35 protein-coding genes are annotated in these 25,850 nt (G+C 60.8%); 33 read left to right on the forward strand and 2 right to left on the reverse strand.

Going from position 1 to position 25,850, the window contains the following annotated elements:
- Positions 1-186: 186 nt before the first annotated feature.
- The 22 genes from R2669_RS14795 (at position 187) to R2669_RS14900 (ending at position 18,519) form a co-directional block, all read left to right on the forward strand.
- Positions 187-621 carry a phage tail protein gene (locus R2669_RS14795; protein ID WP_316900881.1) on the forward strand — a complete coding sequence of 145 codons (435 nt, stop codon included), beginning with the start codon at positions 187-189 and terminating at the stop codon, positions 619-621.
- A complete protein-coding gene (locus R2669_RS14800) occupies positions 618-1,064 on the forward strand; it encodes a phage virion morphogenesis protein (RefSeq protein ID WP_316900883.1) in 447 nt (148 codons plus the stop codon). The genes R2669_RS14795 and R2669_RS14800 overlap by 4 nt, the downstream gene beginning before the upstream one ends.
- Before the next feature lie 81 nt (positions 1,065-1,145).
- Positions 1,146-1,853, forward strand: a complete 708-nt coding sequence (locus R2669_RS14805) for an NYN domain-containing protein (protein WP_316900884.1) — start codon at positions 1,146-1,148, stop codon at positions 1,851-1,853.
- 523 nt (positions 1,854-2,376) lie between these two features.
- Positions 2,377-2,994: a phage baseplate assembly protein V gene (locus R2669_RS14810; RefSeq protein ID WP_316900886.1), complete on the forward strand. Its 618-nt coding sequence runs from the start codon at positions 2,377-2,379 to the stop codon at positions 2,992-2,994.
- The gene (locus tag R2669_RS14815) at positions 2,991-3,338 is read left to right on the forward strand and encodes a GPW/gp25 family protein (protein ID WP_316900888.1); all 348 of its coding nucleotides are present in this window, start codon (positions 2,991-2,993) and stop codon (positions 3,336-3,338) included. The genes R2669_RS14810 and R2669_RS14815 overlap by 4 nt, the downstream gene beginning before the upstream one ends.
- A gap of 2 nt (positions 3,339-3,340) precedes the next feature.
- Positions 3,341-4,249: a baseplate assembly protein gene (locus R2669_RS14820; protein ID WP_316900890.1), complete on the forward strand. Its 909-nt coding sequence runs from the start codon at positions 3,341-3,343 to the stop codon at positions 4,247-4,249.
- Entirely contained in the window at positions 4,242-4,859 is a 618-nt protein-coding gene (locus tag R2669_RS14825) for a phage tail protein I (protein WP_316900892.1), read from the forward strand. Before R2669_RS14820 ends, R2669_RS14825 begins: the two co-directional genes overlap by 8 nt.
- 5 nt (positions 4,860-4,864) lie before the next feature.
- Positions 4,865-5,440, forward strand: coding sequence for a phage tail protein (locus R2669_RS14830; RefSeq protein ID WP_316900894.1), 576 nt, complete (start codon positions 4,865-4,867; stop codon positions 5,438-5,440).
- 10 nt (positions 5,441-5,450) lie between these two features.
- The gene (locus R2669_RS14835; protein WP_316900896.1) at positions 5,451-6,089 is read left to right on the forward strand and encodes a hypothetical protein; all 639 of its coding nucleotides are present in this window, start codon (positions 5,451-5,453) and stop codon (positions 6,087-6,089) included.
- A 2-nt stretch (positions 6,090-6,091) separates the two neighbouring features.
- The gene (locus tag R2669_RS14840; protein ID WP_316900897.1) at positions 6,092-6,517 is read left to right on the forward strand and encodes a hypothetical protein; all 426 of its coding nucleotides are present in this window, start codon (positions 6,092-6,094) and stop codon (positions 6,515-6,517) included.
- Positions 6,518-6,645: 128 nt separating this feature from the next.
- Positions 6,646-7,821, forward strand: coding sequence for a phage tail sheath protein (locus R2669_RS14845; RefSeq protein WP_316900898.1), 1,176 nt, complete (start codon positions 6,646-6,648; stop codon positions 7,819-7,821).
- A gap of 29 nt (positions 7,822-7,850) precedes the next feature.
- Entirely contained in the window at positions 7,851-8,360 is a 510-nt protein-coding gene (locus R2669_RS14850) for a phage major tail tube protein (RefSeq protein ID WP_232040528.1), read from the forward strand.
- Between the two features lie 53 nt (positions 8,361-8,413).
- Positions 8,414-8,740 carry a phage tail assembly protein gene (locus R2669_RS14855; RefSeq protein WP_260784592.1) on the forward strand — a complete coding sequence of 109 codons (327 nt, stop codon included), beginning with the start codon at positions 8,414-8,416 and terminating at the stop codon, positions 8,738-8,740.
- The gene (locus tag R2669_RS14860) at positions 8,737-8,838 is read left to right on the forward strand and encodes a GpE family phage tail protein (protein WP_037027209.1); all 102 of its coding nucleotides are present in this window, start codon (positions 8,737-8,739) and stop codon (positions 8,836-8,838) included. Before R2669_RS14855 ends, R2669_RS14860 begins: the two co-directional genes overlap by 4 nt.
- Complete coding sequence (locus R2669_RS14865; RefSeq protein ID WP_316900902.1) at positions 8,835-11,858, forward strand: phage tail tape measure protein; 3,024 nt, start codon at positions 8,835-8,837, stop codon at positions 11,856-11,858. Before R2669_RS14860 ends, R2669_RS14865 begins: the two co-directional genes overlap by 4 nt.
- A 2-nt stretch (positions 11,859-11,860) precedes the next feature.
- Positions 11,861-12,283: a phage tail protein gene (locus tag R2669_RS14870; RefSeq protein ID WP_316900904.1), complete on the forward strand. Its 423-nt coding sequence runs from the start codon at positions 11,861-11,863 to the stop codon at positions 12,281-12,283.
- On the forward strand, positions 12,280-13,383 hold the full coding sequence (locus R2669_RS14875; RefSeq protein WP_316900906.1) for a phage late control D family protein: 1,104 nt from the start codon (positions 12,280-12,282) through the stop codon (positions 13,381-13,383). The genes R2669_RS14870 and R2669_RS14875 overlap by 4 nt, the downstream gene beginning before the upstream one ends.
- 81 nt (positions 13,384-13,464) lie before the next feature.
- On the forward strand, positions 13,465-14,688 hold the full coding sequence (locus R2669_RS14880) for a Shedu immune nuclease family protein (protein WP_316900908.1): 1,224 nt from the start codon (positions 13,465-13,467) through the stop codon (positions 14,686-14,688).
- A gap of 146 nt (positions 14,689-14,834) precedes the next feature.
- Complete coding sequence (locus R2669_RS14885) at positions 14,835-15,806, forward strand: DUF2971 domain-containing protein (RefSeq protein ID WP_316900909.1); 972 nt, start codon at positions 14,835-14,837, stop codon at positions 15,804-15,806.
- 268 nt (positions 15,807-16,074) lie between these two features.
- A complete protein-coding gene (locus R2669_RS14890; protein ID WP_316900911.1) occupies positions 16,075-16,626 on the forward strand; it encodes a hypothetical protein in 552 nt (183 codons plus the stop codon).
- Between the two features lie 107 nt (positions 16,627-16,733).
- Positions 16,734-17,882, forward strand: coding sequence for a hypothetical protein (locus tag R2669_RS14895; RefSeq protein WP_316900913.1), 1,149 nt, complete (start codon positions 16,734-16,736; stop codon positions 17,880-17,882).
- Complete coding sequence (locus tag R2669_RS14900; protein WP_316900914.1) at positions 17,875-18,519, forward strand: hypothetical protein; 645 nt, start codon at positions 17,875-17,877, stop codon at positions 18,517-18,519. The genes R2669_RS14895 and R2669_RS14900 overlap by 8 nt, the downstream gene beginning before the upstream one ends.
- 55 nt (positions 18,520-18,574) lie before the next feature.
- Here the strand turns inward: R2669_RS14900 and R2669_RS14905 are convergent, their stop codons facing one another.
- On the reverse strand, positions 18,575-19,408 hold the full coding sequence (locus R2669_RS14905) for a hypothetical protein (protein ID WP_316900916.1): 834 nt from the start codon (positions 19,406-19,408) through the stop codon (positions 18,575-18,577).
- Positions 19,405-19,836: a helix-turn-helix domain-containing protein gene (locus R2669_RS14910; protein ID WP_316900918.1), complete on the reverse strand. Its 432-nt coding sequence runs from the start codon at positions 19,834-19,836 to the stop codon at positions 19,405-19,407. Before R2669_RS14910 ends, R2669_RS14905 begins: the two co-directional genes overlap by 4 nt.
- 117 nt (positions 19,837-19,953) lie before the next feature.
- Here R2669_RS14910 and R2669_RS14915 point away from each other — a divergent pair, with 117 nt between their 5' ends.
- From R2669_RS14915 to R2669_RS14965, 11 genes are all read left to right on the forward strand, one after another.
- Positions 19,954-20,148, forward strand: coding sequence for a hypothetical protein (locus R2669_RS14915; protein ID WP_316900920.1), 195 nt, complete (start codon positions 19,954-19,956; stop codon positions 20,146-20,148).
- Between the two features lie 2 nt (positions 20,149-20,150).
- The gene (locus R2669_RS14920) at positions 20,151-20,444 is read left to right on the forward strand and encodes a DNA-binding protein (protein ID WP_316900921.1); all 294 of its coding nucleotides are present in this window, start codon (positions 20,151-20,153) and stop codon (positions 20,442-20,444) included.
- Positions 20,441-21,139 carry a hypothetical protein gene (locus R2669_RS14925; RefSeq protein ID WP_316900922.1) on the forward strand — a complete coding sequence of 233 codons (699 nt, stop codon included), beginning with the start codon at positions 20,441-20,443 and terminating at the stop codon, positions 21,137-21,139. The genes R2669_RS14920 and R2669_RS14925 overlap by 4 nt, the downstream gene beginning before the upstream one ends.
- The gene (locus R2669_RS14930) at positions 21,133-21,384 is read left to right on the forward strand and encodes an Ogr/Delta-like zinc finger protein (protein ID WP_316900924.1); all 252 of its coding nucleotides are present in this window, start codon (positions 21,133-21,135) and stop codon (positions 21,382-21,384) included. Before R2669_RS14925 ends, R2669_RS14930 begins: the two co-directional genes overlap by 7 nt.
- A 93-nt stretch (positions 21,385-21,477) precedes the next feature.
- A complete protein-coding gene (locus R2669_RS14935; protein WP_316900926.1) occupies positions 21,478-22,023 on the forward strand; it encodes a BRO-N domain-containing protein in 546 nt (181 codons plus the stop codon).
- A gap of 10 nt (positions 22,024-22,033) precedes the next feature.
- Positions 22,034-22,198, forward strand: a complete 165-nt coding sequence (locus tag R2669_RS14940) for a hypothetical protein (protein WP_316900928.1) — start codon at positions 22,034-22,036, stop codon at positions 22,196-22,198.
- Complete coding sequence (locus R2669_RS14945; RefSeq protein ID WP_316900929.1) at positions 22,195-22,431, forward strand: hypothetical protein; 237 nt, start codon at positions 22,195-22,197, stop codon at positions 22,429-22,431. Before R2669_RS14940 ends, R2669_RS14945 begins: the two co-directional genes overlap by 4 nt.
- Entirely contained in the window at positions 22,431-22,673 is a 243-nt protein-coding gene (locus R2669_RS14950; RefSeq protein WP_316900930.1) for a hypothetical protein, read from the forward strand. The genes R2669_RS14945 and R2669_RS14950 overlap by 1 nt, the downstream gene beginning before the upstream one ends.
- Entirely contained in the window at positions 22,666-22,872 is a 207-nt protein-coding gene (locus tag R2669_RS14955) for a hypothetical protein (RefSeq protein WP_027681322.1), read from the forward strand. The genes R2669_RS14950 and R2669_RS14955 overlap by 8 nt, the downstream gene beginning before the upstream one ends.
- An 18-nt stretch (positions 22,873-22,890) precedes the next feature.
- Positions 22,891-25,587, forward strand: a complete 2,697-nt coding sequence (locus R2669_RS14960; RefSeq protein WP_316900932.1) for a toprim domain-containing protein — start codon at positions 22,891-22,893, stop codon at positions 25,585-25,587.
- Positions 25,584-25,850: a helix-turn-helix transcriptional regulator gene (locus R2669_RS14965; protein WP_316900934.1), complete on the forward strand. Its 267-nt coding sequence runs from the start codon at positions 25,584-25,586 to the stop codon at positions 25,848-25,850. The genes R2669_RS14960 and R2669_RS14965 overlap by 4 nt, the downstream gene beginning before the upstream one ends.

A 25,850-nucleotide genomic window follows, 5' to 3' on the forward strand; every position in this document is an offset into this window, starting at 1 on the left:
TTCTTGGTTGCTGCTAGTCATAAACACAGTCGTATGCCTACCCGTTAGTTTAAGTGGGTGACTGTGTCCGGAGATTCAGGGGGCCGCTCCATACACCGACTGCCACGTCGACGCCGCGCGACTGACCAGCCTGCAGCAGACGCTGCGCGATCAGGGTGTGACGATCATTGGGGAGCCCGCCGCGCCATGATGAAGCCAAACAGCCTGCGCGAAGCCCTGACGGCCGCCGTGCCCTACCTGGCCGCGCACCCTGATGCGCTGCATGTCTTTGTCGATGAAGGAAACGTGGTCGGCACCAGCGCGCGGTCGCTCAGCTTCGAATACCGGTACACGCTCACGCTGATCGTGACGGACTACCCAGACAGCTCCGACACCGTCGTCGTACCCGTCCTGGCCTGGCTGCGCACCAACCAGCCCGACGCCTTCACCAACCCTGACAAGCGGGAAAACGCTTTCAAGTTTGAGGCCGAAATCCTGAACCACACTACCGCCGATATCTCCATCAAGCTGAAGCTGACCGAGCGGGTCACGGTAAAGGTGGACGGCAAGGGCTACCAGGTGGAGCACCACCCGGAGCCGGTCAACGAATACGACGACCCTGCTACGTGGAGGCCTGCGTGAGCAACCTGCACGAGCTGGACGCCTACTTGCTTGGCCTGCTGGGCAAATTGGAAGCGCCGCAGCGCCGCGCGCTGGCCCGCGCCATTGCGGTGGAGCTGCGGCGCCGGCAGTCCGCCCGGATCGCCGCACAGCGCAACCCGGATGGCAGCGCATACGAGCCGCGCAAGCCGCAGCTACGGCACAAGCGCGGCGGCATCCGGCGGGCCATGTTTCTACGGATGAGGATGGCCAAACACTTGAAGGCAAAAGCAACCTCCAGCGCAGCTACGGTCGAGTTCACCGACAAGACGCAGCGACTTGCCAAGGTTCACCACTTCGGCCTGCGCGATCGCGTCAACGCGAACGGACTGAAAGCCAAATATCCTGCACGGGAGCTGCTTGGTTTCAACGACGGCGACGTCGACCACATCACATCCCTGTTTCTTGCCCACGTCGTGGTGTGAGATAGGCCAGCCCGTCCGCTAGACTGATGGCAACTGCAACGCTCTTCGGAACAGTAGCCACTCAAACGGAGAAATCGGAATATGTCGAACAAGGACCTGGCACGACTTGCTGTGTTGATTGATGCGGATAACGCTTCAGCCGCCGTAGTGAAGGAGTTGCTTGAAGAGGTTGCGAAGTACGGCACGGCAACGGTGAAGCGCGCGTACGGAGACTGGACCACGCAGAACCTCGCCGGGTGGAAAGACCAGCTTCACCGGTACGCCATTCAGCCGATCCAGCAGTTCTCTTACACGCGCGGCAAGAACTCCACCGACTCCGCATTCATCATTGATGCCATGGACCTGCTGTACGCCGGAAAGCTCGATGGCTTCTGCCTCGTTTCCAGCGACAGCGACTTCACCCGCCTCGCAACACGTCTGCGAGAAGCCGGCAAGATCGTGTTCGGCCTGGGAGAGCGAAAGACGCCAGAACCGTTTATCGCGGCGTGCGACAAGTTTGTCTTTTTCGAGGTGCTCAAGAAGACAGACCAAGCGGTCGCGGGCGTTGCAGACGTTCCGGACCTAAAGGCGCTGCTCGTCCACGCAATCAACGAAACTTCGCGCGACGGCGGATGGGCACCACTCGCTGCGGTCGGATCGTTCATCGGCAAGAACAACGCGTCGTTCGACCCGCGCAACTATGGCTTCACGAAGCTGGGCGAATTGGTGCGCAAGCAGGCGTATCTCGAATGCAGGGAAACGCCCGACGCGTCGGGCGTAATACACCACCTTCACGTCAGGCTCAGGTAGCTAGCGTCCCCGCCAGCCGTCTAGGGATTCTGTTGGGGATACACCAGCAGTTGCCAGTGGATCTGGCCCATAGAAGGGTTGTGTTGCCTATGATTTTGAGGTGGCAGCGTGTGCCCGCCGGCAATCGCAATCTCATCGCCGCACGAGGTGCATCGATAGATGCCCGGATGCGGAGCCGGTGTGCCAGGTGCGTGCCTTGTGTCGAACGCTTGGTCATTGGACTGCGACAACCGCTGTCCATTTTTATAGAGTGCCATCTGATCCCCCATCGTGGTAACTGACCAGCAGGGTTATCGCGGTCTCAGCCAAAGCGCTTCCCCTGCACCAACGTGAATAGAGGCCCAAAATCAGGCCTCGTCCACGTCGTCAGGTGTAATTCCCGGAACGCCCTATTTCAAGGAAATCGTCGCATGGCGCCGGTCTGTATACCCTTAAGTAGCGGGGCTTAGGCATTCCGTTGTAACGCTGTGATTTACAACTACTACGGCGTGACCTCCACGCGCGCGTACGGCACTCTGCAGGCATGGACCTCGCAGAACTCGCCCGCCTCATCGAAAACTTGATCCGCATCGGCACCGTGGCCGATGTGCGCCACGGCAACCCGCCGGCCGTACGCGTGCGCACCGGTGGCATCACCACCACCTGGCGCCCGTGGTGCGAACGCCGCGCCGGCACCACCCGCACCTGGAGCCCGCCCACCAAGGGCGAGCAGGTCGTACTGCTCTGCCCCAGCGGCGACCCATCCAACGGCATCATCCTGTGCGCCATTCCATCGGACGCCAATGACGTGCCGAGCCATTCGCCCGACGAAACCGTCACGCTCTACCCGGACGGCGCGCTCACCAAGTACGACCACGCGGCCAGCCTGCTTACCGTGCAGGGCGTCAAAACCGTCTTCCTGGAAGCCGCCACCAGCGTGCTGGTGAAGTGCCCAGACACCACCTTCGACGGCTCCGTCACGGTCAAAGGCCTGCTGTCCTTCATGAACGGCATCGCCGGCCAGGGCGGCGACAACGGCAACGTCATCACCGGCGACCTGACGCACCAAGACGGCAAGCTCTCGTCCAACGGCATCGTGCTCGACACGCACCAGCACGGGGGCGTCCAGCGCGGCGGCAGCGATACGGACGGCCCGAAATGACCGGCATGAACAACACCACCGGCCGCGCCGTCGCCGACGTCGCCCATATCCGCCAGTCCGTACGCGACATTCTCACCACGCCGATTGGCTCCCGCGCGATGCGCCGAGACTACGGCTCGTTGATCCCCGAGCTGATCGACCAGCCCATGAATCCGGCCACCCGATTGCGCGTCATGTCGGCCTCGGTTTCTGCGTTGGTGAGGTGGGAGCCCCGCATCCGCGTTGCATCCGTTCGCTTGGCTGTGGACGCAAAGGGCAACGCTGTCGTTGATATCGAAGGCGACCGTATTGACGGGCCGCGTCCCGAATCGCTCGGCCCGGTCTCTGTGGCGCTCCGGGGCTGAACATGGGCGCAATCGACCTCTCACTGCTGCCAGCGCCCACCGTAGTGGAAGCGCTGGACTACGAAGCCATCCTGGCGGAACGCAAAGCGTATTTCGTCTCGCTGCATCCGGCCGACGAGCAGGATGCCGTCCGCGCCACGCTGGAGCTGGAATCTGAGCCCATCAACAAGCTCCTACAGGAGAACGCATATCGGGAGCTTGTTTGGCGGCGTCGGGTGAACGATGCCGCGCTGGCAGTCATGCTGCCCTTTGCAAAAAGCAAAGACCTCGACAACCTCGTCGCCAATTTCAACGTCAAGCGGCTCACCGTTCTGCCCGCTGATGACACGACCGTTCCGCCCACAGCGGCCGTCATGGAGTCCGACGAGGCGCTGCGTGAGCGTGCTCAAGAGGCATGGGAAGGCCTGTCCGTCGCAGGTCCGACCAAAGCGTACGAGTTCTATGCGCGCTCGGCCGACGGTCGCGTAGCAGACGCTCGCGCCACCAGCCCGGCCGGGGCAGAAGTCGTGGTATCGGTTCTTTCCCACATCGGCGACGGCAGCGCAGACGAAAACCTGCTGCGGATCGTGTACGCCGCACTCTCAGGGGAAGATACCCGGCCGTTGGCTGACCGCCTCAAAGTGCAGTCCGCAACAATTGTCCCGTATCGCATTCGCGCTACCGTGTACCTGGCGCCCGGTCCTGCAGCGGAACCCATCCTCGATGCAGCTCTGAAACAAGCAACCCGCTACACCACAGCACGACGCCGTATCGGCCGCGACATCAACCGTTCGGCCATTACGGCAGCGCTCCACGTCGAAGGCGTGGAAAAGCTCGTGCTGGACGAACCTGTCGCCGACATCCCGCTCGACCTCACGCAAGCAAGCTACTGCACGGGCGTGGAGATCATCAACGGGGGTACCAGTGAGTGACGCCCCGCTCCTGCCGCCCAACGCTACACCGCTGGAGCGCAGAGCCGCTTCAACCGGCCAGTGCATTGAGCGCGTACCGGTGCCGCTGCGCGATCTCTGGAATCCGGCCACGTGCCCCGCCGAGCTGCTTCCCTTCCTGGCCTGGTCTTTCTCCGTCGACAGATGGAACCCGGACTGGCCGACCGCCACCAAGCGCGCGGTCACATCCGCGTCGTACCTGGTGCATCGGCGCAAAGGAACCATCGGCGCCATCCGCCACGCGGTGGAACCGCTCGGGTTCGAGATCCGCGTCACCGAGTGGTGGCAGACGGAGCCGCCTGGGCCCCGTGGGTCTTTCAAGCTCGATGTGGAGGTCGGAGATTTCGGCATTGACGAAAGCACGCACGTCGAGCTGGAGCGCCTGGTCAACGATGCAAAGCCATGCTCGCGCCCACTGGTCGGCCTGCAAATCAGCCTCGTCACGCGCGGCGCAGACAGCACCAGTGCAGCCGCCTATCTGGGCGACACGTTGATCGTCTACCCCTACGCACCGCCAGACATCGTCGTCACCGGCACCACCCGGTTCTCAGGCGCGACGCATCACGTCGACACCCTTACCGTCATTCAGTAACCGCTATGTCCCTGACCTTCTTTGTCCTTCCAACCGTCGCAGGCGAGGCACGCGATGCCAACGCCAAGGCGCTCGGCCTGCCACGGCGCTACACCCACATGGCCGTGGGCGATGGCGGTGGCGCGCTTCCCACGCCTGACCGCAACCGCACAGCGCTCGTGGGTGAACACCACCGCGCTCCACTCAACGCCCTATGGCAAGACCCGGGCAACCCCAGCCAGTTTGTCGCCGAGCTGGTCATCCCTGAAACGGTGGGCGGCTGGTGGATTCGCGAGCTGGGTCTGTACGACGAAGACGGCACGCTTTGCTACTACGGCAACTGCCCCGAGACCTACAAGCCACAGATGGCAGAGGGCTCCGGCCGGACACAGGTCGTGCGTATGGCAGTGCTGTCCGGCTCTGGCGCCACTGTGGAATTGAAGATCGACCCAACGCTGGTTCTAGCCACACGGCAGTACGTCGATGAGGCCGCCGTCAAGCCGATTCAATTGCTGGCGGCCAACCAGTTGCTGCACATGGCCACCGTATTGCGATCCCTCTGCGACACAAACAGGCTCGTCCTGAAGAACCACTATCTATGAAAGGTGAAGCATGACTCTTGAACAACAACTGGCAGACGCCATCGCCGCACAAAATGCCCTGACACAGGTGGTCGCCGATAAGCAGGCGCAGATCGATGGAGCGACTGCAGCACAGCAAGCTGCGTTTGTGGCATGGATGAACAACGCGAAGCATCAGTTCGCATCGAACAATCTCCGCGCCCTATTTGTAGGCGGCTCGGAGAGCAAGTGGTACCCGGTCGTTTTTTCCCTACCCGCCCGCGTGCTTGGCCGCGTCAACATCGGCCGTGGCGTGCACAACGATGCGGAGAAGTACGGCCGCTTCAACGGCTCAATGAACTTCAGCCTCGATGTCGTCAGCGGTGAATGGGGCGGCGCGCCAGGGCGAGTCATCCCGATCAGCTACCAGTATTCCTTGGGCACAAACCTCGTGAATCCCTATGTCGCCGACTTTGGGGCAGATGTGTACGGCATGGCGCTCGTCGTCTATCTGTTGGGCCAGCGCACATACGACATCTCAACATCCTGGCAAGGGGACGTGACGGCCTACACGGCAGACAAAAACAATCTGATCTATTCCGCCGAAGGCGACGAATACGCGATCTTTCGAGACGCCAAGACGGCTGTCGCCGCGTCCATGCTTCCCAACAACTATCTCCGTGGAGGTTAATCATGCAGGCACCGAACGATTCCGTTGACTTCACAGATCTGAACGCAACACAGAAGGCCGAGCTTCTAAAACAATGGGAGTCTCAGCAGACCCAAATTGCCAAAGAGCGCTTGCGCATGCAAATCGAAGGCGTAGCTGACACGAAGACCCGTGAAGGCGTCATGTCAGATGTCGTCGGCATGATGTTTGTCGGACTGGCCGAGCTCGTGGTTGCGCTGTCGAAGGCGAAGAGCATTGCAGACGTCAATTCTGCGGTCCAGCCGCTCTTCAAGATCGGCAGTGCCGTCGATACGGCGGTGAAATCGGGGACATTGAAGTTGCCCTACATGGTCAAGGATGGCGGAGCACAGGGCGTGCTGGCTGACATGACGAAACTGTCGAATGGCATCGCTGCGGTCATCGCAGCGTCCGAGCCCCCCGCCAAATAGCGGTTCTGCGCGGGGCGTGCGCGCTCTTGTTGTAACACGCTCCCCCACAACACCCAGCGCGCGACACGCTCGCGCGCGCGCCGCATCCTACCGGGACGATTCAACGTCGGCCCATCCCGGAGGAATGCATGCCCACCGACTACCACCACGGCGTCCGTGTCATCGAGAAAAACGAAGGCACACGCCCCATCCGCACCATTGAAACTGCCGTCGTCGGCGTCGTGTGCACGGCCAACGATGCGGATGCGAACGCCTTCCCGCTCGACACGCCCGTGTTGCTCACCGACGTGCAAGGCAGCATCGGCAAGGCTGGCGACAAGGGCACGCTCGCGCGCACGCTGCAGGCCATTGCCGACCAGACCAGCCCGCTGACCGTCGTTGTGCGCGTGGCTGAAGCCAAGGCCGAGGGCGAAACCACCAGCAACCTGATCGGCACCACCAACGACCAAGGCCGCTACACCGGCATGAAAGCGTTGCTCGCCGCACGCAATCGCTTCGGCGTCACCCCGCGCATCCTGGCCGCTCCTGGGGTCGACTCGCTGCCCGTCGCCTCCGAGCTGGCCTCCATTGCGCAGAAGCTGCGCGCCTTCGCCTACGTCAACGCCGCCGGCTGCAACACCAAGGAAGACGTCGTCGCTTACCGCCAGAACTTCGGCGCGCGCGAACTCATGGTGCTCTGGCCCGACTTCGTCGGCTGGGACAGCGCCGCCAACGCCGAGCGCACGCTCTGGGCCACCGCCCGCGCTGTCGGCCTGCGCGCCAAAATCGACAACGAGACCGGCTGGCACAAGACGCTCTCCAACGTGCCCGTCAACGGCGTCACCGGCCTCTCGCGCGACGTGTACTGGGACCTGCAGAACCCCGCCACCGACGCCGGCTACCTCAACTCGCACGACGTCACCACGCTCGTCCACCAGAACGGCTTCCGCTTCTGGGGCTCGCGCACCTGCAGCGCCGACAAGCTCTTCGCGTTCGAGAACTACACCCGCACCGCACAGGTGCTGGCCGACACGATGGCCGAGGCGCACATGTGGGCCAATGACCTGCCCATGACGCCCTCCCTCGTGCGCGACATCCTGGCCGGCGTCAACGCCAAGCTGCGCAACCTGGTGCGCAACGGCTACCTGCTCGGCGGCGCAGCGTGGTTCGACCCCGCCGCCAACCAAAAAGACACGCTCAAGGTCGGGCAGCTCGCCATCGACTACGACTACACGCCCGTCCCACCGCTGGAAGACCTCACCTTCCGCCAGCGCATCACAGACCGCTACCTCATGCAGTTCGCCGACGCCGTCAACGCGGCTTAAGCGGCGCACCACACAGACAAGGAACCACGATGGCACTCCCACGCATCCTCAAACACTTCAACGTCTTCGCTGACGGCAACTCGCACGCCGGCGAGGTGGAAGAAATCACCCTCCCCAAGCTCACCCGCAAGCTGGAGGAATACCGCGCCGGCGGCATGAACGGCCCGATCGATGTCGACCTCGGCAGCGAAAAGCTGGAGCTGGAAACCACCTACGGCGGACTGATGCGCGACATCCTCAAGCAGTACGGCACCACCACCGTCGACGGCGCCCTGGTGCGCTTCGCTGGCGCCTATCAGTCCGAAGACACCGGCGCCGTTGATGCCGTGGAAATCACCGTGCGCGGCCGTCATACCGAACTTGAATTCGGCAATGCCAAGGCCGGCGGCAAAGAGCCCTTCAAGGTCAAGTCGTCGCTCTCGTACTACAAGCTCACCGTCAACGGCGAAGACTGGATCGAAATCGACCACGTCAACTTCATCGAGCGTGTGTTCGGCGTCGACCGCCTGGCCGAGCAGCGCAAGGCCATCGGCCTCTGATCCTTCACCTGCCGCACAACGCGGCACCCGCCACCTTCTGAGCCCTCACCACCATGGACCAACTCACCACCAACATCACCCTCGACACCCCCATCAAGCGTGGCGACCAGGTCATCAGCGTGCTGACGCTGCGCAAGCCCGGCAGCGGCGAGCTGCGCGGCGTCAGCCTCATGGACCTCATGCGCATGGATGTCTCCGCCCTGCATACCGTTCTGCCGCGCATCACCGCCCCCACACTCACCACCGCAGACGTGAGCAAGCTCGACCTGGCCGACCTGGTCAAGATCGCCACGGAAGTGACCGGTTTTTTGCTCTCGAAGCAGGACCGGGAAGACGCCTTCCTGACCGAGTCGAAGACGCCGCCGCAGACGTTGCAGTGATCTTTGGCTTCCGCCTGGAGGAGCTGTACGCGATGAGCATTACCGAGCTGATGGAGTGGCGCGAGCGGGCGCGTGAGCGCAGCGAGGCGCAGGAATGAGCGACGCCCGCCGCCTGCGCCTGGAGGTTGTGCTGCAGGCTGTCGACAAGGCCACGCGGCCTTTGCGCGGCCTGCTCAAGACCAATAACGATCTCGCCCGATCAATGAAGGCCACGCGTGACCAGCTCAAGCAGTTGGACACTCAAAACGCCAACATTGAAAGCTGGCGCAAGTTCAAAGGTCAGCTCAAGGCCAACAGCCAAGCTCTGGCGGACACCGCTTCAAAAGCGAACGACCTTCAGCGGAAGCTCAAAGAACTCAACGCCGTTCCCGCGCAGAAAAAAACTCTGGACGCACAGGTGCGTGCCAAAGAGAAAGAGCTGGACGGGGCAAGGAAGAATCTTGCTGACCAGATGAGCCTGCGGACGCACTACAACCCTGCGCTGGTGGACAAATACGCCAAGGAGGTCAGCCAGCTCACGGGCCATCTTAAACAGCTCAAGAAGGAAAGCACTGCGCTTTCCGACCTTGAGAAAACGTCTAAGCAGAAGCTGACCAAGGAGTTCGAGGCTGCCGTCAAGAAGACCAAGCAGCTCAAGGAGGAACAGGCACAACTGCGAACGAACCTGTCAGGCGTACGAAAGCGCATGGACGAGGCCGGCATCAGCACACACGGGCTCGCCAAACACCAGGCGGCGTTGCGCAAGAGCGTCAAGGATGCCAATCAAACGCTTGAGCAGCAGAAAGCCCAACTCAAGGCGGTGGCCGACCGCCAGCGCAGGCTGGCGGATGCCCAGAAGGCCGCCGACCGCATGCGCACGCACGCCGGCACCTTCGCCGCCGCCGGCGCCGGCGCGTCCGTTGCTGGCGCCGCCACCGCCGCTCCCATCTGGAAAGGCCTCGGCGAGTCCAAACACTACGAGCTGGAAAAGACCCGCATGGGCGCGCTCGGCCTGGGCGACGCCGCTACCAAAGAATCCATCGAGTTCGCCAAGCAGATGAAGGCCTACGGCGTCAGCCAGGTCGACAAGGCCGAGCTGATGCGCGACGCCCTGAGCACGTTTGCCGATGCGCACCATGCAGAAATGGTGCTGCCCACCCTCGCCAAAATGAAGTTCGCCAACAAGGCCGTCTTCGGCCAAGCGCAGGGGGCAGACAACGAACGCATGTTCATGGACCTGCTCAAGGTGATCGAGCTGCGCGGCGGGCTCGCCAGCGAGGCGGAATTCCGCAACCAGGCGGACATGGTTCAACGTGTCATCACCGCCACCGGCGGCCGTGTGCAGGCAGACGAATGGCTCAACGTCATCAAGCGCGGCGGCCTGGCCGCCAAGGGCATGGACAGCGAAGCCTTCTACTACACCCTGGAGCCGCTGGTGCAGGAAATGGGCGGCAACACCGTCGGCACCGCCATGATGAGCGCGTACCAAAACCTCTACCAGGGCAAAACCACCAAGCGCACGCTCGGCAACCTGGACCGCTTCGGCCTCATTGCAGACCGCAGCAAGGTCAAGGAAGACAAAGCCGGCCAGGTCTCTTTCATGGACCCCGGCGCGCTCAAGGGCGCCGATATCTTCCGCAAGGATCAATTCGCCTGGCTGGAGCAGGTGCTGCTCCCGACCCTCAAGGAAAAGGGCATCACCGAGAAAGACCAGGTGCTGGACGCCATCGGCAGCATCTTCTCCAACCGCACGGCCTCAAACCTGATGTCGCAGATGTACCTGCAGCGCGATCAGATCCACAAGAACATGCGGCTGAACAAGGGCGCTGCCGGCATCGACCAGCTCGACGCCGCAGCCAAAGGCCTGCCGCAGGGCAAAGAGTTGGAAATGCTCGCCAAGGTGCACGACCTGCAGAAGGAGATTGGCGACAAGGTCTTGCCTCTCTACGCGCGTGCCCTGGAATGGGTCGCCAATGCGGCCGACCGCGTGACGAAGTTCATGCAGGAGAACCCCGGCATGGCAAAGGCCATGGCGGTGGGCGTCGGTGTGCTGGCCGCAACCCTCCTCACCATTGGCCCGATCCTGCTCACCATTGCATCCGTGCTGTGGCCGCTTGCCAAGCTGCGCACCATCGTCGCGGCGCTGACCGGCGGCGCGCGCATGGGTGCAGGCGCCACGCAACTGCTCGCCGGCGGTTTCAATCTCCTCATGCGCTGCGCGGGTGGGCTCAGCAACAGGCTGGTGAAGCTCGGGACGATCTTGCGGCCGTTGATCGGCATCTTGCTGGACTGGGCATACAAGGGCGCAATGCTGTTTGGCAAAGGCATAGGCCTCATCACGCGCGTGGTGCTGTTCCTCGGTAACGCATTCGGCCTTGTCGTGCGTTGCGTTGGCGTTGTCGGCAAGGTGCTGATGTGGGTTGCCCGTCTCGCACTCGCCAACCCGCTGCTGGCCTTTATCGCCATCATCGCCGCCGGCGCCATCTACGTTTGGCAGAACTGGGAAACCCTCGGCCCCAATCTCGCCGCCCTGTGGCAGGCCATCAAAGACGCCTTCGGCCGCGCGTGGGACTGGATCAAAGAGAAGGCCAGCGGCATTGCCGACTGGTTCACCTCCACCAAAGACAAGCTGCTCGACGCCGGCCGCGCCATGGTCGACGGCTTGCTGTCCGGCATCTCGGAGCGCTGGGCCGCGCTCAAGCAGAAGGTCGGCGAGCTGGCGGACGGTGTTGCAACCTGGTTCAAGGAAAAGCTCGGCATTCACAGCCCAAGCCGCGTTTTCGCCACGCTGGGCGGCTTCACCATGGCGGGCCTCACCCAAGGCCTGGAAGACGGTCAGAACGGCCCGCTGCAGGCGGTGCACAGCTTGGCAACCAAGCTCACCGGCATCGGCGCGGGCATCGCCATTGGCAGCACAGCAGCGGTGGCCGCACCCATTTCTTTTGACACCCGCCCACCGCTGACCACCAGCGCGGTGGCCGCGGCGCCGGCTACTGCAGCCGCGCCTATCACCATCCACATCCACCCGCCCGCCGGCGCAGACCCGCAGGCCATCGCGCGCCTGGTGCGCGACGAGCTGCGCCAGATTGAAAACCAGCGAGCCGCCCGCCTGCGCTCGCGCCTTACAGACAGGGACTGACCATGATGATGGCGCTCGACCTGTTCGTGTTCAGCCTGGACACGGCGCCCTACTCCGAATTTCAACGCCAGGTCGGCTGGCGCCACCCGAGCAACAACCGCGTCGGCCGCCGGCCGTCGTACCAATTTCTCGGGCCAGACGAAGAAACCATCACCCTATCCGGCAAGCTGCTCCCCGAGCTGACGGGCGGCGAATGGACCCTCTCCGCCCTGGAGCTGATGGCCGACAGCGGCGATGCCTACACCCTTATCGAGGGCACCGGCCGCTACTACGGCCAGTTCGTCATCAACGGCCTGGACACCACCCGTACCTACTTCTTTCAGGATGGCGCCGCCCGCGCGTGCGACTTCACCCTCAAGCTGACCCGCGTGGATGATGGCCTGCTCTCCAAGGTCGCCAGCGTCGCAACTGGCCTGCTGCAATGACGGACAACACCGCAGCCGACCTGTCGCCCCGCCCCGCCTACCGCATCAAGGTCGGCGACAAAGACATCACCGGGCGCTTCCAGGGCCGGCTCATCACGCTCACGCTCACCGACAACAGCGGCTTCGAGGCAGACCAGCTCGACATCGAGCTGGACGACAGCGACGGCAAGCTCGACCTGCCCGAGAAAGGGGTACGCCTGTCGCTCTCGCTCGGCTGGGAAGGCGCCGGCCTGGTCGACAAAGGCACCTACAAGGTCGACGAGCTGGAACACACCGGCCCGCCGGATCGGCTCGTCATCCGCGCCCGCAGCGCCGACATGGACGGCGGCCTCACCACCCGCCGCGAAGACTCCTACGCCGGCAAGACCGTCGCTGAAGTTGTCCAGGCCATCGCCCTGCGCAACAAGTTCACCTGGCTGGTGGGCAAGAAGCTGGCCCGCCAGGTCATCACTCACGTCGACCAGACCGGCGAGTCAGACGCCAACTTCCTATCGCGCCTGGCGAAAGAGTTCGACGCCATTGCCACCGTCAAGAACGGCACGCTGCTGTTCATCCCCGCCGGCGAGCCGACCAGCGGGTCCGGCTTGCCGCTGCCCACCGTCAGCATCACGCGCGCATCCGGCGACACCCACACCTTCAGCGTTGCCGATCGGGAGAACTACAACGGTGTGAAGGCGCACTACCAGGACACGCGCGCCGGCGTGCGTGGCGAGGTGGTCATCGATGCTTCCAACGCCGTGGCGACGAAGGAGCAGCGGACCACCAAAGGGAAAAAGAAAAAGAAGAAGCCGGAGACGGTGCAGGCCAGCCCGAACCCGGACAACGTGAAGGTGCTGCGGCACACGTACGCATCACGGTCCAACGCCGAGCGGGCTGCGCGGGCCGAGTGGCAGAAGATTAAGCGGGGCGTGGCGACGTTCAACATCACGCTGGCGCGTGGGCGGGCGGAACTGTTTCCGTCGCTGCATGCGCAGGTCACCGGGTGGAAGCCGCAGATTGATGGGACAGGCTGGTCGGTCGGCCGTGTTGTACACACTCTGAACGACAATGGCTTTACTACTGCGCTGGAGCTGGAGATATCTGCCGAAGGCATGAAATAGCAACGTACCGAATCGAACGGTCAGCTACATTACACACCGTCGAAGTGTTTCGAGTTGGAATCATGCGATCAGGGGAGACACATGCTCGATTTTCGAACTACGGCTGCCGGAGTGGAACTTCACTATCACGCGGAGTTCGGTCCAAATCGGTGGGTTTGGGATGAGCTGAAGACGAATGGTGAAGCGTGGGTATCCCGAGTGTTCCTATTCCAACGCTCGGACCTCCTGAACCCGCCCACTCTATCGCAAGATTTTGATGCCTACGTTTATCGATTTCGATTTTGCACGATAGCGGATGGCTACATGCACATTCCTGGCAGGGTTCTGGACATTGACAACGACGTGCTCATTGACCGAGATGTCACTCTAAAACGAGCGATCTTTGCTGCCGAGCGCAACATCTCGATTTTCGGTCGACTGTCAGATCTACTCGAACACTCGGATCCCATCGTTATCGGTGGGAGTCGTCCGGGAACCATCCCACGAGAAGCTTTCGAGGAACTACTGAGACAGTTCCCCGGCAGCCACGAGCTCGATCTGTATGCCGGTGTCCGCGTTCAAGCCATCCTTTCTGAACACCTCGACGGCATGAAGGACGCACGAGGCCGCTACGAGCAGTATTTGAACAGGAAAGCGTCGCTGCTGAACGGCGCGAATCTGGATCTGAGCAACGTGACGGCGCTCGAGGGCCAGAAGTACGCTCTGATCCGCGACTTGATCGCTGACGCACTGCAGACGAAGACGAATCTGTCTGAGCGTCAATGGCAACAACTGATGTTGCCGTTCCTCGTCTTACTCTTCCCGAAATACATCAAGGTACTCCAGAACATCACTATCCATGACTACTACAGTGATCCAGGGAAGAAGAAGAATCGTTACGTCGACATCGGCCTCGTCGATGCAAACGGCAATCTCGACATCGTCGAACTCAAAAGGCCTTTTGACGAAAAAATCTTTTGCAGAGGCCAATACCGCGGCAATAGCGTCCCCACGTCAGAGCTGAGTGGCACCATCATGCAAGCTGAAAAGTACCTTTTTCACTTGTCGAAATGGGGCGTAAGGGGAGAAGAGATTCTTTCCCGAAAGTACTCTTCGCAGCTGCCGGAGGGTATGAAGATTCGTATTTCTAACCCAAAGGCGATCATCATCGTTGGACGAGATCAGATTGGAGGTACAGCCATGAACGGCAGCCAACTTCTCGACTTCGAATTGATCCGTCGCAAGTACGCAAACATGATCGACATCATTACGTACGATGACCTGCTGCGACGGTTAAACAACACCATTGCGGCCCTCACCGCTTAATTTAGTTCGGCCTTCAGGGCTCTGGGAGGGGGGTCAACTAACAGCAGCCAGCCACTGCGACGGTCGTCGTGACGACAGTCCTTCAGAGTGCCGAAGTATCATTCGTTGACCGTATCAATCACAGACTGCGCGCAGGAACGGAGGGGATGATGGCAATCCAGGTTGTTGATTTTGCTCGTTTGTCGAAAGTGTTCTATCCGGTTGCGTATCGCAAGATTCAAGGGGCTCGGGCCAAAGCAAAATCGTTCGTCTACTACACAACCGCTGAAGTTGCGGAGAGCGTTATCAAGTACCGACAGGTCTGGATGCGAAACGCTCTGTCAATGAACGACTATATGGAGATCGATCACGGTAGGGATTGCTTGCGCGATGCGCTTGAGAGCCGTGTAGGAGTTCGGATGAAGGCGGCACTTGATGCTGCGCACGCAGGAATTTGGGCGCAAAGTTATGACAAGTTCCGCACGATGCTGCCTGGTATCAAGCGAGATACCTACATCACCTGCGTTTCCGAGCATTTGACCAAGGAGAGAACCCTTGGGCGCCTCTCAATGTGGCGCGCCTATGGAGCAAAATCCGGAGTTGCGCTCGTTCTGAACAGCGAGGCAATTCTCTCCGAAGAAAGTGTAGTGGGAGCAGTGTCGAGCCCGGTCGAGTACCTGGACTCAGCAGGTTTCCGAAGGGCAATGGCGAACGTCGCCAGCGGGCTGCATGCCGAGCGCGACTTTCTAGCAACGATTCCTCGCCCGCTACTTGAACGGTACATTTTTGAGATGCTCCGGTACGCCGTCCTGTGCGTAAAGCATCCCGGTTTTGCAGAGGAGCGCGAGTGGCGCATCTTCGTGACGAATTTCCTGCAGCATAGTGATGTGTTGGAGCGGACCGTGCATACCGTAAGAGGGACGCCTCAACATGTTCTGAAGATACCGATGTGCAAATCGGTGAACTCGAAGCTGAAGCGCTCGTTCGCGGATGTTGTCCAAGGAGTCATAATTGGACCCTGTGCGTTCCCTGACATTGCTGCGCGCGCCTTCCAAGATCTGCTGGTTGGCGCCGGCATGGACCCTGAAGATGCATCCCGCCGGGTTTCCATTTCTGGCATCCCACTGCGACATTTATAACGCGCTCTCGTGCTGCGGTGGCGCGCGAGACGCAGCCTGTGGTGTGATGTTTCTCGCCAGCGATGTGCCAACCGCGCTCATTGGCTAGCGGCCAAAGCCGACCACTAATCGCAAATCATCGTTACACCCCCACCCCAGCCCCTTCAAGTTCGTCGACCCCCGCACTAAGCTCAACGTCTAACGCGTTGCCACACTCGTTGACCCACAGCCCCGCGACTGCGCCGTAGCCTCACCACGCGGCCCGCGCGCCGCTGTGGGAGATACGTAAGTGAGCAACAAGACGAACATCAAGCAAAGCATTTCCGCCGGCAATGGCAACGTGCAAATCGGCCAGGTCATCCTTTGCGGGTCGGCCACCCGCGCGCGTTGCCCGACTCCGCCGGCACCAGCCAAAGAACGCATGACCATCGAGCAGCGGGCAGAACTCACTCACATCGCATTGCAAATCGAATTGGCAGAGGAAGGCGCCGTAGACGCAGGCACCGTTTGGAAGGCCCTGTGCAATCACCTCAACGGGCGCGGCCTGGAGGATGTGCGAGACAACACCGAGTTGTCGCACGAGCAGTATTGGGCGGCTCGGTCTTACCTGGACGGCTGGTTATCCTGCGCCCGTGGTGAAAGCCTGCCGCGTACGGGCATGATTCGGGAGATTATGCGCATGTGGGGCATTCGCGGAGGTTTGCGATATTCAACGTTGGCGCTGTGCGAGCATCGCTTCGGGAAACGAACCCTGGCCGGCCTCACGGAATGGCAGCTTCGGGCCGCGCTGTGGGTTACCGTCGCCGACTGGCGAGCATCATTTCTCCCAACGTCCGAATAAGGCGACAGGGACAAATTAATACAAACGTGGGGTTCCCCAAAATCGATACATGTGCCAAGAATATGTGAATCTTGCACAGAAAATGGTGCGGGACCCCGAAAGGGTGGGTGAGTAACGCGAAGGCTAAGGTCGCTGGCAACGTGGACGTTCCTGTCACGCGCCGGCGTACAAATGCCATCGCATTCAAAAAATACTATTTTATGGCAACCAATCGACCCGTGAGTTTCGCAAACTTCATTTGTAAGTTTGGCGAAGAAACGAACCTCTTAGATGTAGCCGAGCAAATAATTCTGCCTGCATTCCTGAAGAGCAACGAGTTCAGGCCTCGTTCATTCAGTGACACGAGATACTTCTTCCACGAACCCTCACTGGTCAATTTGGGCACGGAGAGCGCACCTCAACTGGTTATCGCGGGACGATTAATTAAGGACACGACCCTGCGAAGAGAGCAGATTTTTTCTGAGGAAAAAGGGCTCATCAGAACATTGGGGTCTCTTGAGTCCTCCCCATCGGCAATCTTCGTTCTCATTCTCAATAACCATAAATTGGTATATTGCCCGGAGACTGCCCATGCACCGTCGCTAGCAAGCTTCCGAAGCACCGCTTACAGCTACATTCGCCAAGCGCAGAACAAGTTTATCAAGGATACTTATGAAGATTTGAATGCTCGACGAGAGGCTGAAATTGAGCAGGGGTTAAACCCCTCTCCCAAAGTCACCAAGAAGGATTTGTGGGACACGTACCCAATCCCCACACTTGATGTAGTTCCGATTCCTAGCGATCTTAGTCTCGCGGAATTTGTACGGCGCTACAGTCGACTAACATCGATCTCATTGCGCGTTCTACAAACAAACAGTGAGTTAGACAACAGCAAACTGATCGATGCGGCACGCACCACGGGTACAAAACTTGGCGCTACGAACACGCAGGTTACACATTCAGCCGGCAACAAGCAGGAGGGCCTCAATAGAACTGAAGCCGTTTCGCAGTTGCGAGCCGTTGCAACTACAGGCAATGTTGAGGTCAAGCTGAGTGGAATAGATCAATCCGGAAATAAGCTTGTTGGAAACAACGAGGAATTCAAGCTGCGTGTCTACGTAGAAAGCGTTTCCCGCAACATCAAGACGGCGGCGGCCGAACTGGTTGGCGCCTTGGATCGAGAGATCAAATCGAATAATATTAGACTAGCGGTTGATGCGGATGCGAGTGGAACGATGAGAAGAATCAAAAATATTTTCAAGGCGTGGAATGGCTGAATCAGGCTTTTCATTTAGCAGAGGGGACCTCGTAAAAGAGCGTTCCCTTCTTGACGTCTACAAAATTGCGCGACTGTCGCCGGCGAATGGCTCAAACGTCTTCGTCGCAACTGTTGCCTTCTTCATCAGCGCCACGTATAGCATCATATCTTTCTCTCACCCCGTCGATGTTTTATCGTTACTGCGTCAGATCACAGGGGATGCCATTGCCTTTGCTGCCAGCATTCTTGGTTTCTTGATCGCGGGATTCACCATTTTTGTAACAAGCAGGCCAAGCATATTCTACATAATGGCCAAGAATGAGTACGAGAGCACCGGAGTAAGCTATTTAAAATACAACCTTTCGGTGTTCTTGCTGGTATTCATTCATTACCTGCTTTTTTCTATATCGTGCCTCGCGATACGGGTTTTCTTCTCAACCAATGGACCAGCATCCGTCATACTCTCCTCCATACCAGTATCGCCAGATGCATTAACAATCATAAAATCATCTGGGATATGCATTACATTCCCAATCTTTACGGCGTGGCTGTTCTATATTTTGATGCTCCTGAAGTCGTTCATTTTTAATATTTACCACATCGTTCTAACAGGAATCGCACTTACGATCGACGATGATGGGAACGAAATCAAATAGATCTAGGCGCCTGTAGGCATCACTCGCCGCCGCAGGAGGAATTGAGGTCACGCTCTCAGAAGTTCGCCAAGAATTGCTCAATGATGGATAAACGGGGCATAGCAGAACGCTCCCCTTTGGTAACTTGGTGCAGTATTAATGGGGCACCATCCGATTGTTTGATCAAGGCAACACTGTTCGATAGTGGCTCGTATATCATATATGTGCCGCCAACAAATCCCACATAGCCCAAATGGGATGACTCAGTTGCGGTTAGCGTCGCTGCTGCACCACCTCGCTCGACCCAGACATCGCCCTCGCCCGCTTTAATTCTCATCGCGTCCACCTTCCCGACGGAGACGAGCCAAAATGGCATTAAAGCAGCCCACAGCACGACCGTCTGTCTAACCATTCTCCCCGGAAAATATCGAACGCAAAATTCAGTTCGAGATAACACCAAAAGAAACGGGATAAACAAAAGAGACCCAAAACTCCATGAGTTTGGACCACCTTTTATTTGTATTAGCGCAATAGCAACCAAAGCCGGGAGCACAGAAGCCCTATCGAGGAACGTAGAGTGCGGTGGCTTTCGGCCGGTTTCTCGGGCACCTCCCCGCAGGAGGGTAGAGTTAATTGCTTGCAAGAAGGTGCCGCCGAATATCCCGACCGTCGCCAAGGCCACGGGATAGATTGCAAGCTTTGCGAAATCCGTTAAGCCTGCAAACTGAAATACATTTATCCCAAAGCTACCCCAGAACGCCATTAGATAGCAGGCTGATACAAAGAATGAATAGGAGACAGCCAAGGTCGCCAACGGCAGCTTATTGGGTAAGCCTGAACCGCTGTACATCGAACCGTTACCAGTGCGGCGCCACTTCGGTCGCACAGTGACGCCATAGGCGTTTGTCATTTTGGATTCGCCTTTTTCTCTTTAACGTAGCTTCGCACCTGCACGTTGTTAGAGCCGCCAACAATCACCTGAGAGCGCTTGCCCGCCTTAATAGGCTGCGCGTCCGTCGTATCGCCCGAAAGCCCACCGATCAACGCGAGCACACCGGCCCGGCCGCGCGCATCCAGCTCTCGATAGCCAGCCACGACGACGCCTTCCTCTGCGGAGAGCAGCGACGGCACATGCTGCCCCGTGACCACGTAGAGCACGTCCACGCCAACGTCCGCCCAAGCACGGAGCGCACGCACATCAGGAGCGCTGGCGCAGCGGATGTAGTTGCTATAGGCGCCTAGCGAGACTCCGGCCGCTTCAGCCATCTGTGCTTGCTTCAGCTTCAGGCGCTTTCGCTCCACTTCGAGCCGCGCGCCGAAATCTTCGTAAATATTCATTTGTGACAATCCAAAATACAGATTTCTGTATATTTGGGCCATGCAAGATTTTCTTTCACGAGTATATCGACCATGCCCCGTGGAAATGTCGCAAAACGTCGCGCGCCAATTGGCGTCGTGACTGACAAGCCCGTCTATATCCGCCTGCGGCCGGAGGAGCTTGAAAAGTTCAAAGCCCGCGCCGTCACTGAAGGCCGCTCACTCGGCAACATGGGCCGCGTTCTCATCCTCAGCGCGCTAGCCCAGCCGAGCCCCAACAAGCTTAAGCAAGACGTGCCCCAACGGCACGCAACATCCGTTGTGGAGGATTGACCATGCACACCCAACACCGAATCGAACACGCCTTGCGTCGCAAGCTCTCCGGCCCGTCGCGGCAAGACGTGCAGCAGACCATGGGCTGGGACAAAGGCGCCATGAGCCGCTTCCTGAGCGGCGAGCAAGGCGTGCTGATCGACAAGCTGGATACGCTCGTTGGCGTGTGCGGCTACGTGCTTGTTACGCGCAAGTACATGGATGCCGTCGCCACGCTGGGCGAGGTCGGCATGTTCTGCGAATGCGCGCGCCAAGGGCTTGGTGAGTGCAGCCGACCGCAAGGGAGTGGGAAATGAAGCGCCTGCAAAGCCGCCTCGCCCGCTTGCGTGTACGCAGCGACCGTGCACACGCCAAGTTCGACCGCGCCTTCAAGTCGTGGGTGCGATTAGACGGTGGGCCCGAAAAACTCAATAAAGCCCTGGCTCTCCTCTATGCCAGGTATCCGAGCCTGACACTCAGGGCAATGAAGCAACGTCTTGCCTTGTTCGAATTCCAGCTTCGACTTACGACCTACGTAAGCGCACGCTGCACAAACGTACACACGCCTGTCGCGCTGGCCGGGTGGAAGTGGCTCGGTAAGGCAAAGGCCGCCCAGGGGCGTCTTAAACGGTTTGTATTGGGCGAGTTCGCCCTCGCGCTCAAGCAACTCGATCAACTGCTGTCTGAGCTCCACGTTTTCCTGCTCTGCAGTGGTTACTCGCTGCAAGAGCGCCGCATTCGCCTCTTGAGGAGCACGTGCCAACTTCAAGAGCTGCATACGCTGACGCTCAAACACGTCTTCAGCCTTTGCAAGTCCGGCACTATCTTTGGCCGCAAGAGCGGTTTTGGCAGCGGCGAACGTGCTGCCGATGTGACCGAGCAAGGTATCGATTTCCATGAGGGCTCCTCTGTTGATGATTCAAACGGTGTGAGAGCCAATGAGTCTATGGCCGGGGATGTCCCTCACCCACCCTCTGTAAAACAAAGCCACAAACAGGACCGCCCATGCTGATGACCTGCCCCCATTGCAAAGGCCGTCTGAAAATCCGCACCAGCCGCGAGGTGACGCTGCTCACGCGCGAGGCGTATCTGCAGTGTGAAGACGTGCACTGCGCCTACACGTGCGTGGCGATCATTTCGCAGGTGCGCACCATCGCGCCCAGCATGAAGCCGAACCCCCTGGCTTATCTGCCTGTGAGCACCAAACGGCCAGCGGCGGAAGACACGCGCCAACTGGATCTGCTCGGCGGCAAGTAGCCGCCCCTCTCTTTCCTCCCTTTTCCCCCTGTCCGACGGCGTGTCTCCCCCACGCCGGAGGGCGGCTTTTTGCCCATTTTTTGCGAGGCCCTTATGCAAACCAACGCTGTCCTGACCTTTGAGAACGTCGACTTCCAGGTAGTCGACATCCACAACACGCCATGGCTAAGGGGCCTGCAAGTTGCAGGTGCCTTGGGGTACAAGAATCCGAGCAAAGACCTTTCAAACCTGTACGAGCGCAACGTCGACGAGTTCACCGAAGACATGACGCAGGTGGTCGAGCTCGACACCGCCGGCGGCCGTCAGCCTGTTCGCATCTTCAGCCCGCGCGGCTGTTACCTGCTCGGCATGCTGGCCCGCACTGAGCGCGCCAAGGCGTTCCGCCGCTGGGTGCTCGACGTGCTGGAAGGCCGCCTGGTGCCGCAAGAGACCGGCCGCATGACCGTGCCGCAGCGGCTGGCAGCGCTGCGCTATCGCGGCACCCTCGCCAAAGAGCTTGCCAACGCGCGCACCGCTTCGCTCGCGGTGGAGCTGTACGCCAACCTGCAGCACGTCTCCCGGCTGCTGGGCATGCAAACGCAGCCCATCGGCGTACTCGCGCCGATCGCGCGTCAGAACAGCCTGCAGGGCATTGCGTAAGGGCGCCAGCATGAAAACCTACCTCGTCCGCGTCGCCGCCGGCGGCCGTCGCCTGTCGTTCCACACCATCGCCGCATCCAGCACCGACGCACTCATGACCGTGTTGCGCACGGCTGAAGCGCTCGGCCTGGCCGCACGCGCCGGCTCGGCCCGCCTGGTCGGGAGGCTCGCATGAACGTCCTGCAGCTCGTTGCCATGTTCGCCACGCTCGCCGTGCAGGCCGCTGCCGTGGGCTTCCTCTTCGCCTGGCGCAGCAAGAACGACCCGACCGTCAACGGCTACACCGCGCCGCCGAAGCCCTTCAACGGGCTTGCGCGTGTGCTGCTGTGGCTTGCTGTGGTGTGCATCGGCGGTGCGTTTGTCACCACGGGCCTGATGGCCTACGGCGTCTTTGCGGAGGCCGAGTAATGCTCGCCCTGGTCAATCTATGGATGCTGCTCACGGCTTTCGTTTCCGTGGCGCTGCTCAACTACAGCCCGCGCACGCAGCGTTGGGGCGCTGTCGTCGGGCTGCTGGGCCAGCCTGCGTGGCTGTACCTCACCCACGTCACGGGCGAGGCCGGCATGTTCACCGCATCGGTGTTCTTTGCCGTCTGCTACGGGCGCGGCGTGTGGCTTGGCTTCTTCTCTCGGAGCGCCCGCCATGCCTGAGCCGGTCGTCACCGATGTGGATGTGCGCCGGATGCACCGCTTCCTGCGCCTGACCACCCCTTACGACGCCATGCCGCCGCCGCTGCGCGCCGCTGTCACCGCCGCCGCAAAGGCGATGGCAACGGTGCGCGAGCGCCGCCGCGCCAACCGATCCACCGTCGACCTCAAGCGCCGCGCCGCCGGCGATGTCGACGACTGACCCATCCCCCTGATCGCAATGAACCTCGACCTCTCCTCCGCCCTTGCGTCGCGCCTGGTGCGCGACTACGGTTTCAAGGAACGATCGAACAAGCTGGAGAACGGCACATGCCCCTCCTGCGGCAAGCGCTCGCTGTGGGCGTTTGCAGATGCGCCCTGGGTCGTGCGCTGCAACCGGCTGAACAACTGCGCGGCTGAATTCCACGCCAAAGAGCTGTACCCCGATCTCTTCGCCTCCTGGAGCGACCGTTACGTCAAAACGCCCGAAGCGCCCCACGCCGCAGCCGATGCCTACATGCGCGACGCACGCGGCTTTGACCTGGCGCGCGTGGCGGGCTGGTACACGCAAGAGAGCTACTACAGCCACGAGCTGAAGATCGGCAGTGCCACCGTTCGCTTCCCCTTGAGCGAAGGCCGTTACTGGGAACGCATCATCGACGAGCCCGAGCGCTTTGGCGACCGCAAGGCCACGTTCAGCGGGTCATACGCCGGCACCTGGTGGCAGCCGCCTACCCTGCCGGCAAACCCCAAAGAGCTGTGGCTGGTGGAAGGCATCTTTGATGCCATCGCGCTGATGCATCACGACGTAGCCGCCGTCGCCACGTTCTCCTGCTCGCACTACCCGACCGCCGCATTGGCCGCGCTGGCCGAGCAATGCGCCGCCGGCGGCCACCGTCGCCCGCACCTGGTGTTCGCGCTCGACAACGACCCCGCCGGCCGGCGCTACGCGCTCAAGCACATCGAGCGCGCCCAAAACGATGGCTGGTCAGCATCGGCGGCGCTGCCCAAGCAGACCGGCCGCGCCAAGCTCGACTGGAACGAGCTGCACATGCGCGACCGCCTTTCGGCCGAAGACCTGAAGGAATACCGCTACCTGGGCGACCTGTTCACCGCGCCCACGCCGTCCGACAAGGCGCGGCTGATGTACAACCGCACCGGCGACGCGCAGTTTCCGTTCGAGCACCGCAGCCGCCTCTACTGGTTCAAGCTGGAGCTGGACGCTTTCCAGCGCGAGACAACGGCCGTGCGCGAGGCCAACATCTGCGAGAACGACGAGCAGATACGCGAGCAGGCGCTGCTGCGCGCCGGCGTCGTGCAGCCCATCGCCAACTGCCTGCCCACGGCGCTCTACTACCAGGCCAGCCCGCAGACGGATGAGTCCTGGTACTACTTCCGCGTCGCCTTCCCGCACGATGGCCAGCCCATCAAGGCCACCTTCACTAGCGCGCAAATCGCCAGCAGCAGCGAATTCAAGAAGCGCCTGCTGGGCGTTGCGCCCGGCGCCATGTACACCGGCAGCGGTCACCAGCTCGACGGCTATCTCGCGCGCCAGCTCGCCCGCATCCCGACCGTGCAGACCATCGACTTTGTCGGCTACACCAAGGAACACGGCTGCTACGTCTACGGCGACGTGGCGGTCAAAGGCGGCAAGCTCTTCCGCCTGAATGACGAAGACTTTTTCGACATCGGCAAGCTCTCCATCAAGACCATCAGCCAGGCTGCAACGCTGTCGCTCTCCACCGACGTGCAGGGCATGCAGACGACCTGGCTGCCGCTGCTGTGGCAGGCCTTCGGCGCCAAGGGCCTGGCCGCGCTGGCGTTCTGGTTCGGCAGCCTGTTCGCAGAACAGATCCGCCAGGAGCACAAGAGCTACCCGTTCCTGGAGCTGGTGGGCGAGCCCGGCGCCGGCAAGACGACGCTCATTGAGTTCCTCTGGAAGCTCTGCGGCCGGCGCGACTACGAAGGCTTCGACCCGAGCAAGTCATCGCTCGCGGCCCGGGCCCGGAACTTCGCCCAGGTGGCCAACCTGCCCGTCGTGCTCATCGAGGGCGACCGCGGCGACGAAGGCGCGAAGCAGCGCGGCTTTGATTGGGACGAGCTGAAGACCGCCTACAACGGCCGCAGCACCCGCGCGCGCGGCATGAAGAACGGCGGCAATGAAACGTACGAACCGCCCTTCCGTGGCGCCATCGTTATCAGCCAGAACGCCGAAGTCAGCGCCAGCGACGCCGTCCTGCAGCGGATCGTCCATATCTACTGCGACCGCTCGGCACAGACCTCATCCACGCGCGCCGCAGCCGAAGCGCTGGAGCGCATCCCCGTCGAGGATGTGTCCGCCTTCCTGCTCGCCACCGTCATGGCCGAGGCCAAGGTGCTGGAAACCTTCGCCGCCCGCGTGTCGGTCCACGAACAGGCACTGATGGCCCGCCCCGACATCAAGACCGTGCGTATCGCCAAGAACCACGCCCAAATCATGGCCATGGTCGACAGCATGTGCCAAGTGCTGCCGCTCACCGACGAGCAGCACACCGCCGCCCTGGACGAGCTGGGCCGCATGGCCGCTGCGCGCCAACAGGCCATCAGCGCGGATCACACATTGGTACAGCAGTTCTGGGAAGTCTTTGACTACATCGAGTCCGACGATGATGACCGGCCAATCCTCAACCACGCGCGTACCAGGGATGTCATCGCAATCAACCTGCAGCACCTGGAACACATCGCGGCAGAGCGCCGCGTGCACCTTCCGCCGTTGGCTGACCTCAAGCGCGTGCTTAAGACCTCACGCCACCGGAAGTTCATCGACATCCGATCCGTCAACAGCGCCATCAACGCGCAGTTCAACCGCGACAACTTGCACGCCCCCAAGCGGCCGGAAACGGTCAAATGTTGGGTGTTCACGCAAGATCGCCCCAAAGCTAAAGGAGCCACTGCATGACCCGGCAAGTTAGATTGCTCGACCTGCCCGCCGACGGCTATCTGCGCCTCAAGCAGATCATCGGAGACCGAAAAGCCAACCCACCGGTGCCACCAATCATCCCGGTATGCTCTTCCACCTGGTGGAACGGTGTGAAAGAAGGCCGCTTCCCCCAGCCCACCAAGTTAGGCCCGCGCACCACTGTGTGGCGCGTATCTGACATTTACGAGCTTATTTACGGCCGTGGGGGCAACACTGGGGGCAACTCCAAACGGCGCGCCTAA

The sequence above is a fragment of the Ralstonia edaphi genome, assembly GCF_958350185.1.
Classification (GTDB): Bacteria; Pseudomonadota; Gammaproteobacteria; order Burkholderiales; family Burkholderiaceae; genus Ralstonia; species Ralstonia edaphi.

Coding starts and splice junctions, on each gene's coding strand:
- R2669_RS14865 (WP_316900902.1), top strand. CDS start 8,835: ATGAGCGACGCCCGCCGCCTGCGCCTGGAGGTTGTGCTGCAGGCTGTC.
- R2669_RS14925 (WP_316900922.1), top strand. CDS start 20,441: ATGAAGCGCCTGCAAAGCCGCCTCGCCCGCTTGCGTGTACGCAGCGAC.
- R2669_RS14810 (WP_316900886.1), top strand. CDS start 2,377: ATGGACCTCGCAGAACTCGCCCGCCTCATCGAAAACTTGATCCGCATC.
- R2669_RS14960 (WP_316900932.1), top strand. CDS start 22,891: ATGAACCTCGACCTCTCCTCCGCCCTTGCGTCGCGCCTGGTGCGCGAC.
- R2669_RS14855 (WP_260784592.1), top strand. CDS start 8,414: ATGGACCAACTCACCACCAACATCACCCTCGACACCCCCATCAAGCGT.
- R2669_RS14955 (WP_027681322.1), top strand. CDS start 22,666: ATGCCTGAGCCGGTCGTCACCGATGTGGATGTGCGCCGGATGCACCGC.
- R2669_RS14815 (WP_316900888.1), top strand. CDS start 2,991: ATGACCGGCATGAACAACACCACCGGCCGCGCCGTCGCCGACGTCGCC.
- R2669_RS14840 (WP_316900897.1), top strand. CDS start 6,092: ATGCAGGCACCGAACGATTCCGTTGACTTCACAGATCTGAACGCAACA.
- R2669_RS14795 (WP_316900881.1), top strand. CDS start 187: ATGATGAAGCCAAACAGCCTGCGCGAAGCCCTGACGGCCGCCGTGCCC.
- R2669_RS14845 (WP_316900898.1), top strand. CDS start 6,646: ATGCCCACCGACTACCACCACGGCGTCCGTGTCATCGAGAAAAACGAA.
- R2669_RS14875 (WP_316900906.1), top strand. CDS start 12,280: ATGACGGACAACACCGCAGCCGACCTGTCGCCCCGCCCCGCCTACCGC.
- R2669_RS14930 (WP_316900924.1), top strand. CDS start 21,133: ATGCTGATGACCTGCCCCCATTGCAAAGGCCGTCTGAAAATCCGCACC.
- R2669_RS14880 (WP_316900908.1), top strand. CDS start 13,465: ATGCTCGATTTTCGAACTACGGCTGCCGGAGTGGAACTTCACTATCAC.
- R2669_RS14910 (WP_316900918.1), bottom strand. CDS start 19,836: ATGAATATTTACGAAGATTTCGGCGCGCGGCTCGAAGTGGAGCGAAAG.
- R2669_RS14805 (WP_316900884.1), top strand. CDS start 1,146: ATGTCGAACAAGGACCTGGCACGACTTGCTGTGTTGATTGATGCGGAT.
- R2669_RS14920 (WP_316900921.1), top strand. CDS start 20,151: ATGCACACCCAACACCGAATCGAACACGCCTTGCGTCGCAAGCTCTCC.
- R2669_RS14945 (WP_316900929.1), top strand. CDS start 22,195: ATGAACGTCCTGCAGCTCGTTGCCATGTTCGCCACGCTCGCCGTGCAG.
- R2669_RS14965 (WP_316900934.1), top strand. CDS start 25,584: ATGACCCGGCAAGTTAGATTGCTCGACCTGCCCGCCGACGGCTATCTG.
- R2669_RS14885 (WP_316900909.1), top strand. CDS start 14,835: ATGATGGCAATCCAGGTTGTTGATTTTGCTCGTTTGTCGAAAGTGTTC.
- R2669_RS14935 (WP_316900926.1), top strand. CDS start 21,478: ATGCAAACCAACGCTGTCCTGACCTTTGAGAACGTCGACTTCCAGGTA.
- R2669_RS14905 (WP_316900916.1), bottom strand. CDS start 19,408: ATGACAAACGCCTATGGCGTCACTGTGCGACCGAAGTGGCGCCGCACT.
- R2669_RS14850 (WP_232040528.1), top strand. CDS start 7,851: ATGGCACTCCCACGCATCCTCAAACACTTCAACGTCTTCGCTGACGGC.
- R2669_RS14900 (WP_316900914.1), top strand. CDS start 17,875: ATGGCTGAATCAGGCTTTTCATTTAGCAGAGGGGACCTCGTAAAAGAG.
- R2669_RS14835 (WP_316900896.1), top strand. CDS start 5,451: ATGACTCTTGAACAACAACTGGCAGACGCCATCGCCGCACAAAATGCC.
- R2669_RS14950 (WP_316900930.1), top strand. CDS start 22,431: ATGCTCGCCCTGGTCAATCTATGGATGCTGCTCACGGCTTTCGTTTCC.
- R2669_RS14940 (WP_316900928.1), top strand. CDS start 22,034: ATGAAAACCTACCTCGTCCGCGTCGCCGCCGGCGGCCGTCGCCTGTCG.
- R2669_RS14830 (WP_316900894.1), top strand. CDS start 4,865: ATGTCCCTGACCTTCTTTGTCCTTCCAACCGTCGCAGGCGAGGCACGC.
- R2669_RS14820 (WP_316900890.1), top strand. CDS start 3,341: ATGGGCGCAATCGACCTCTCACTGCTGCCAGCGCCCACCGTAGTGGAA.
- R2669_RS14870 (WP_316900904.1), top strand. CDS start 11,861: ATGATGATGGCGCTCGACCTGTTCGTGTTCAGCCTGGACACGGCGCCC.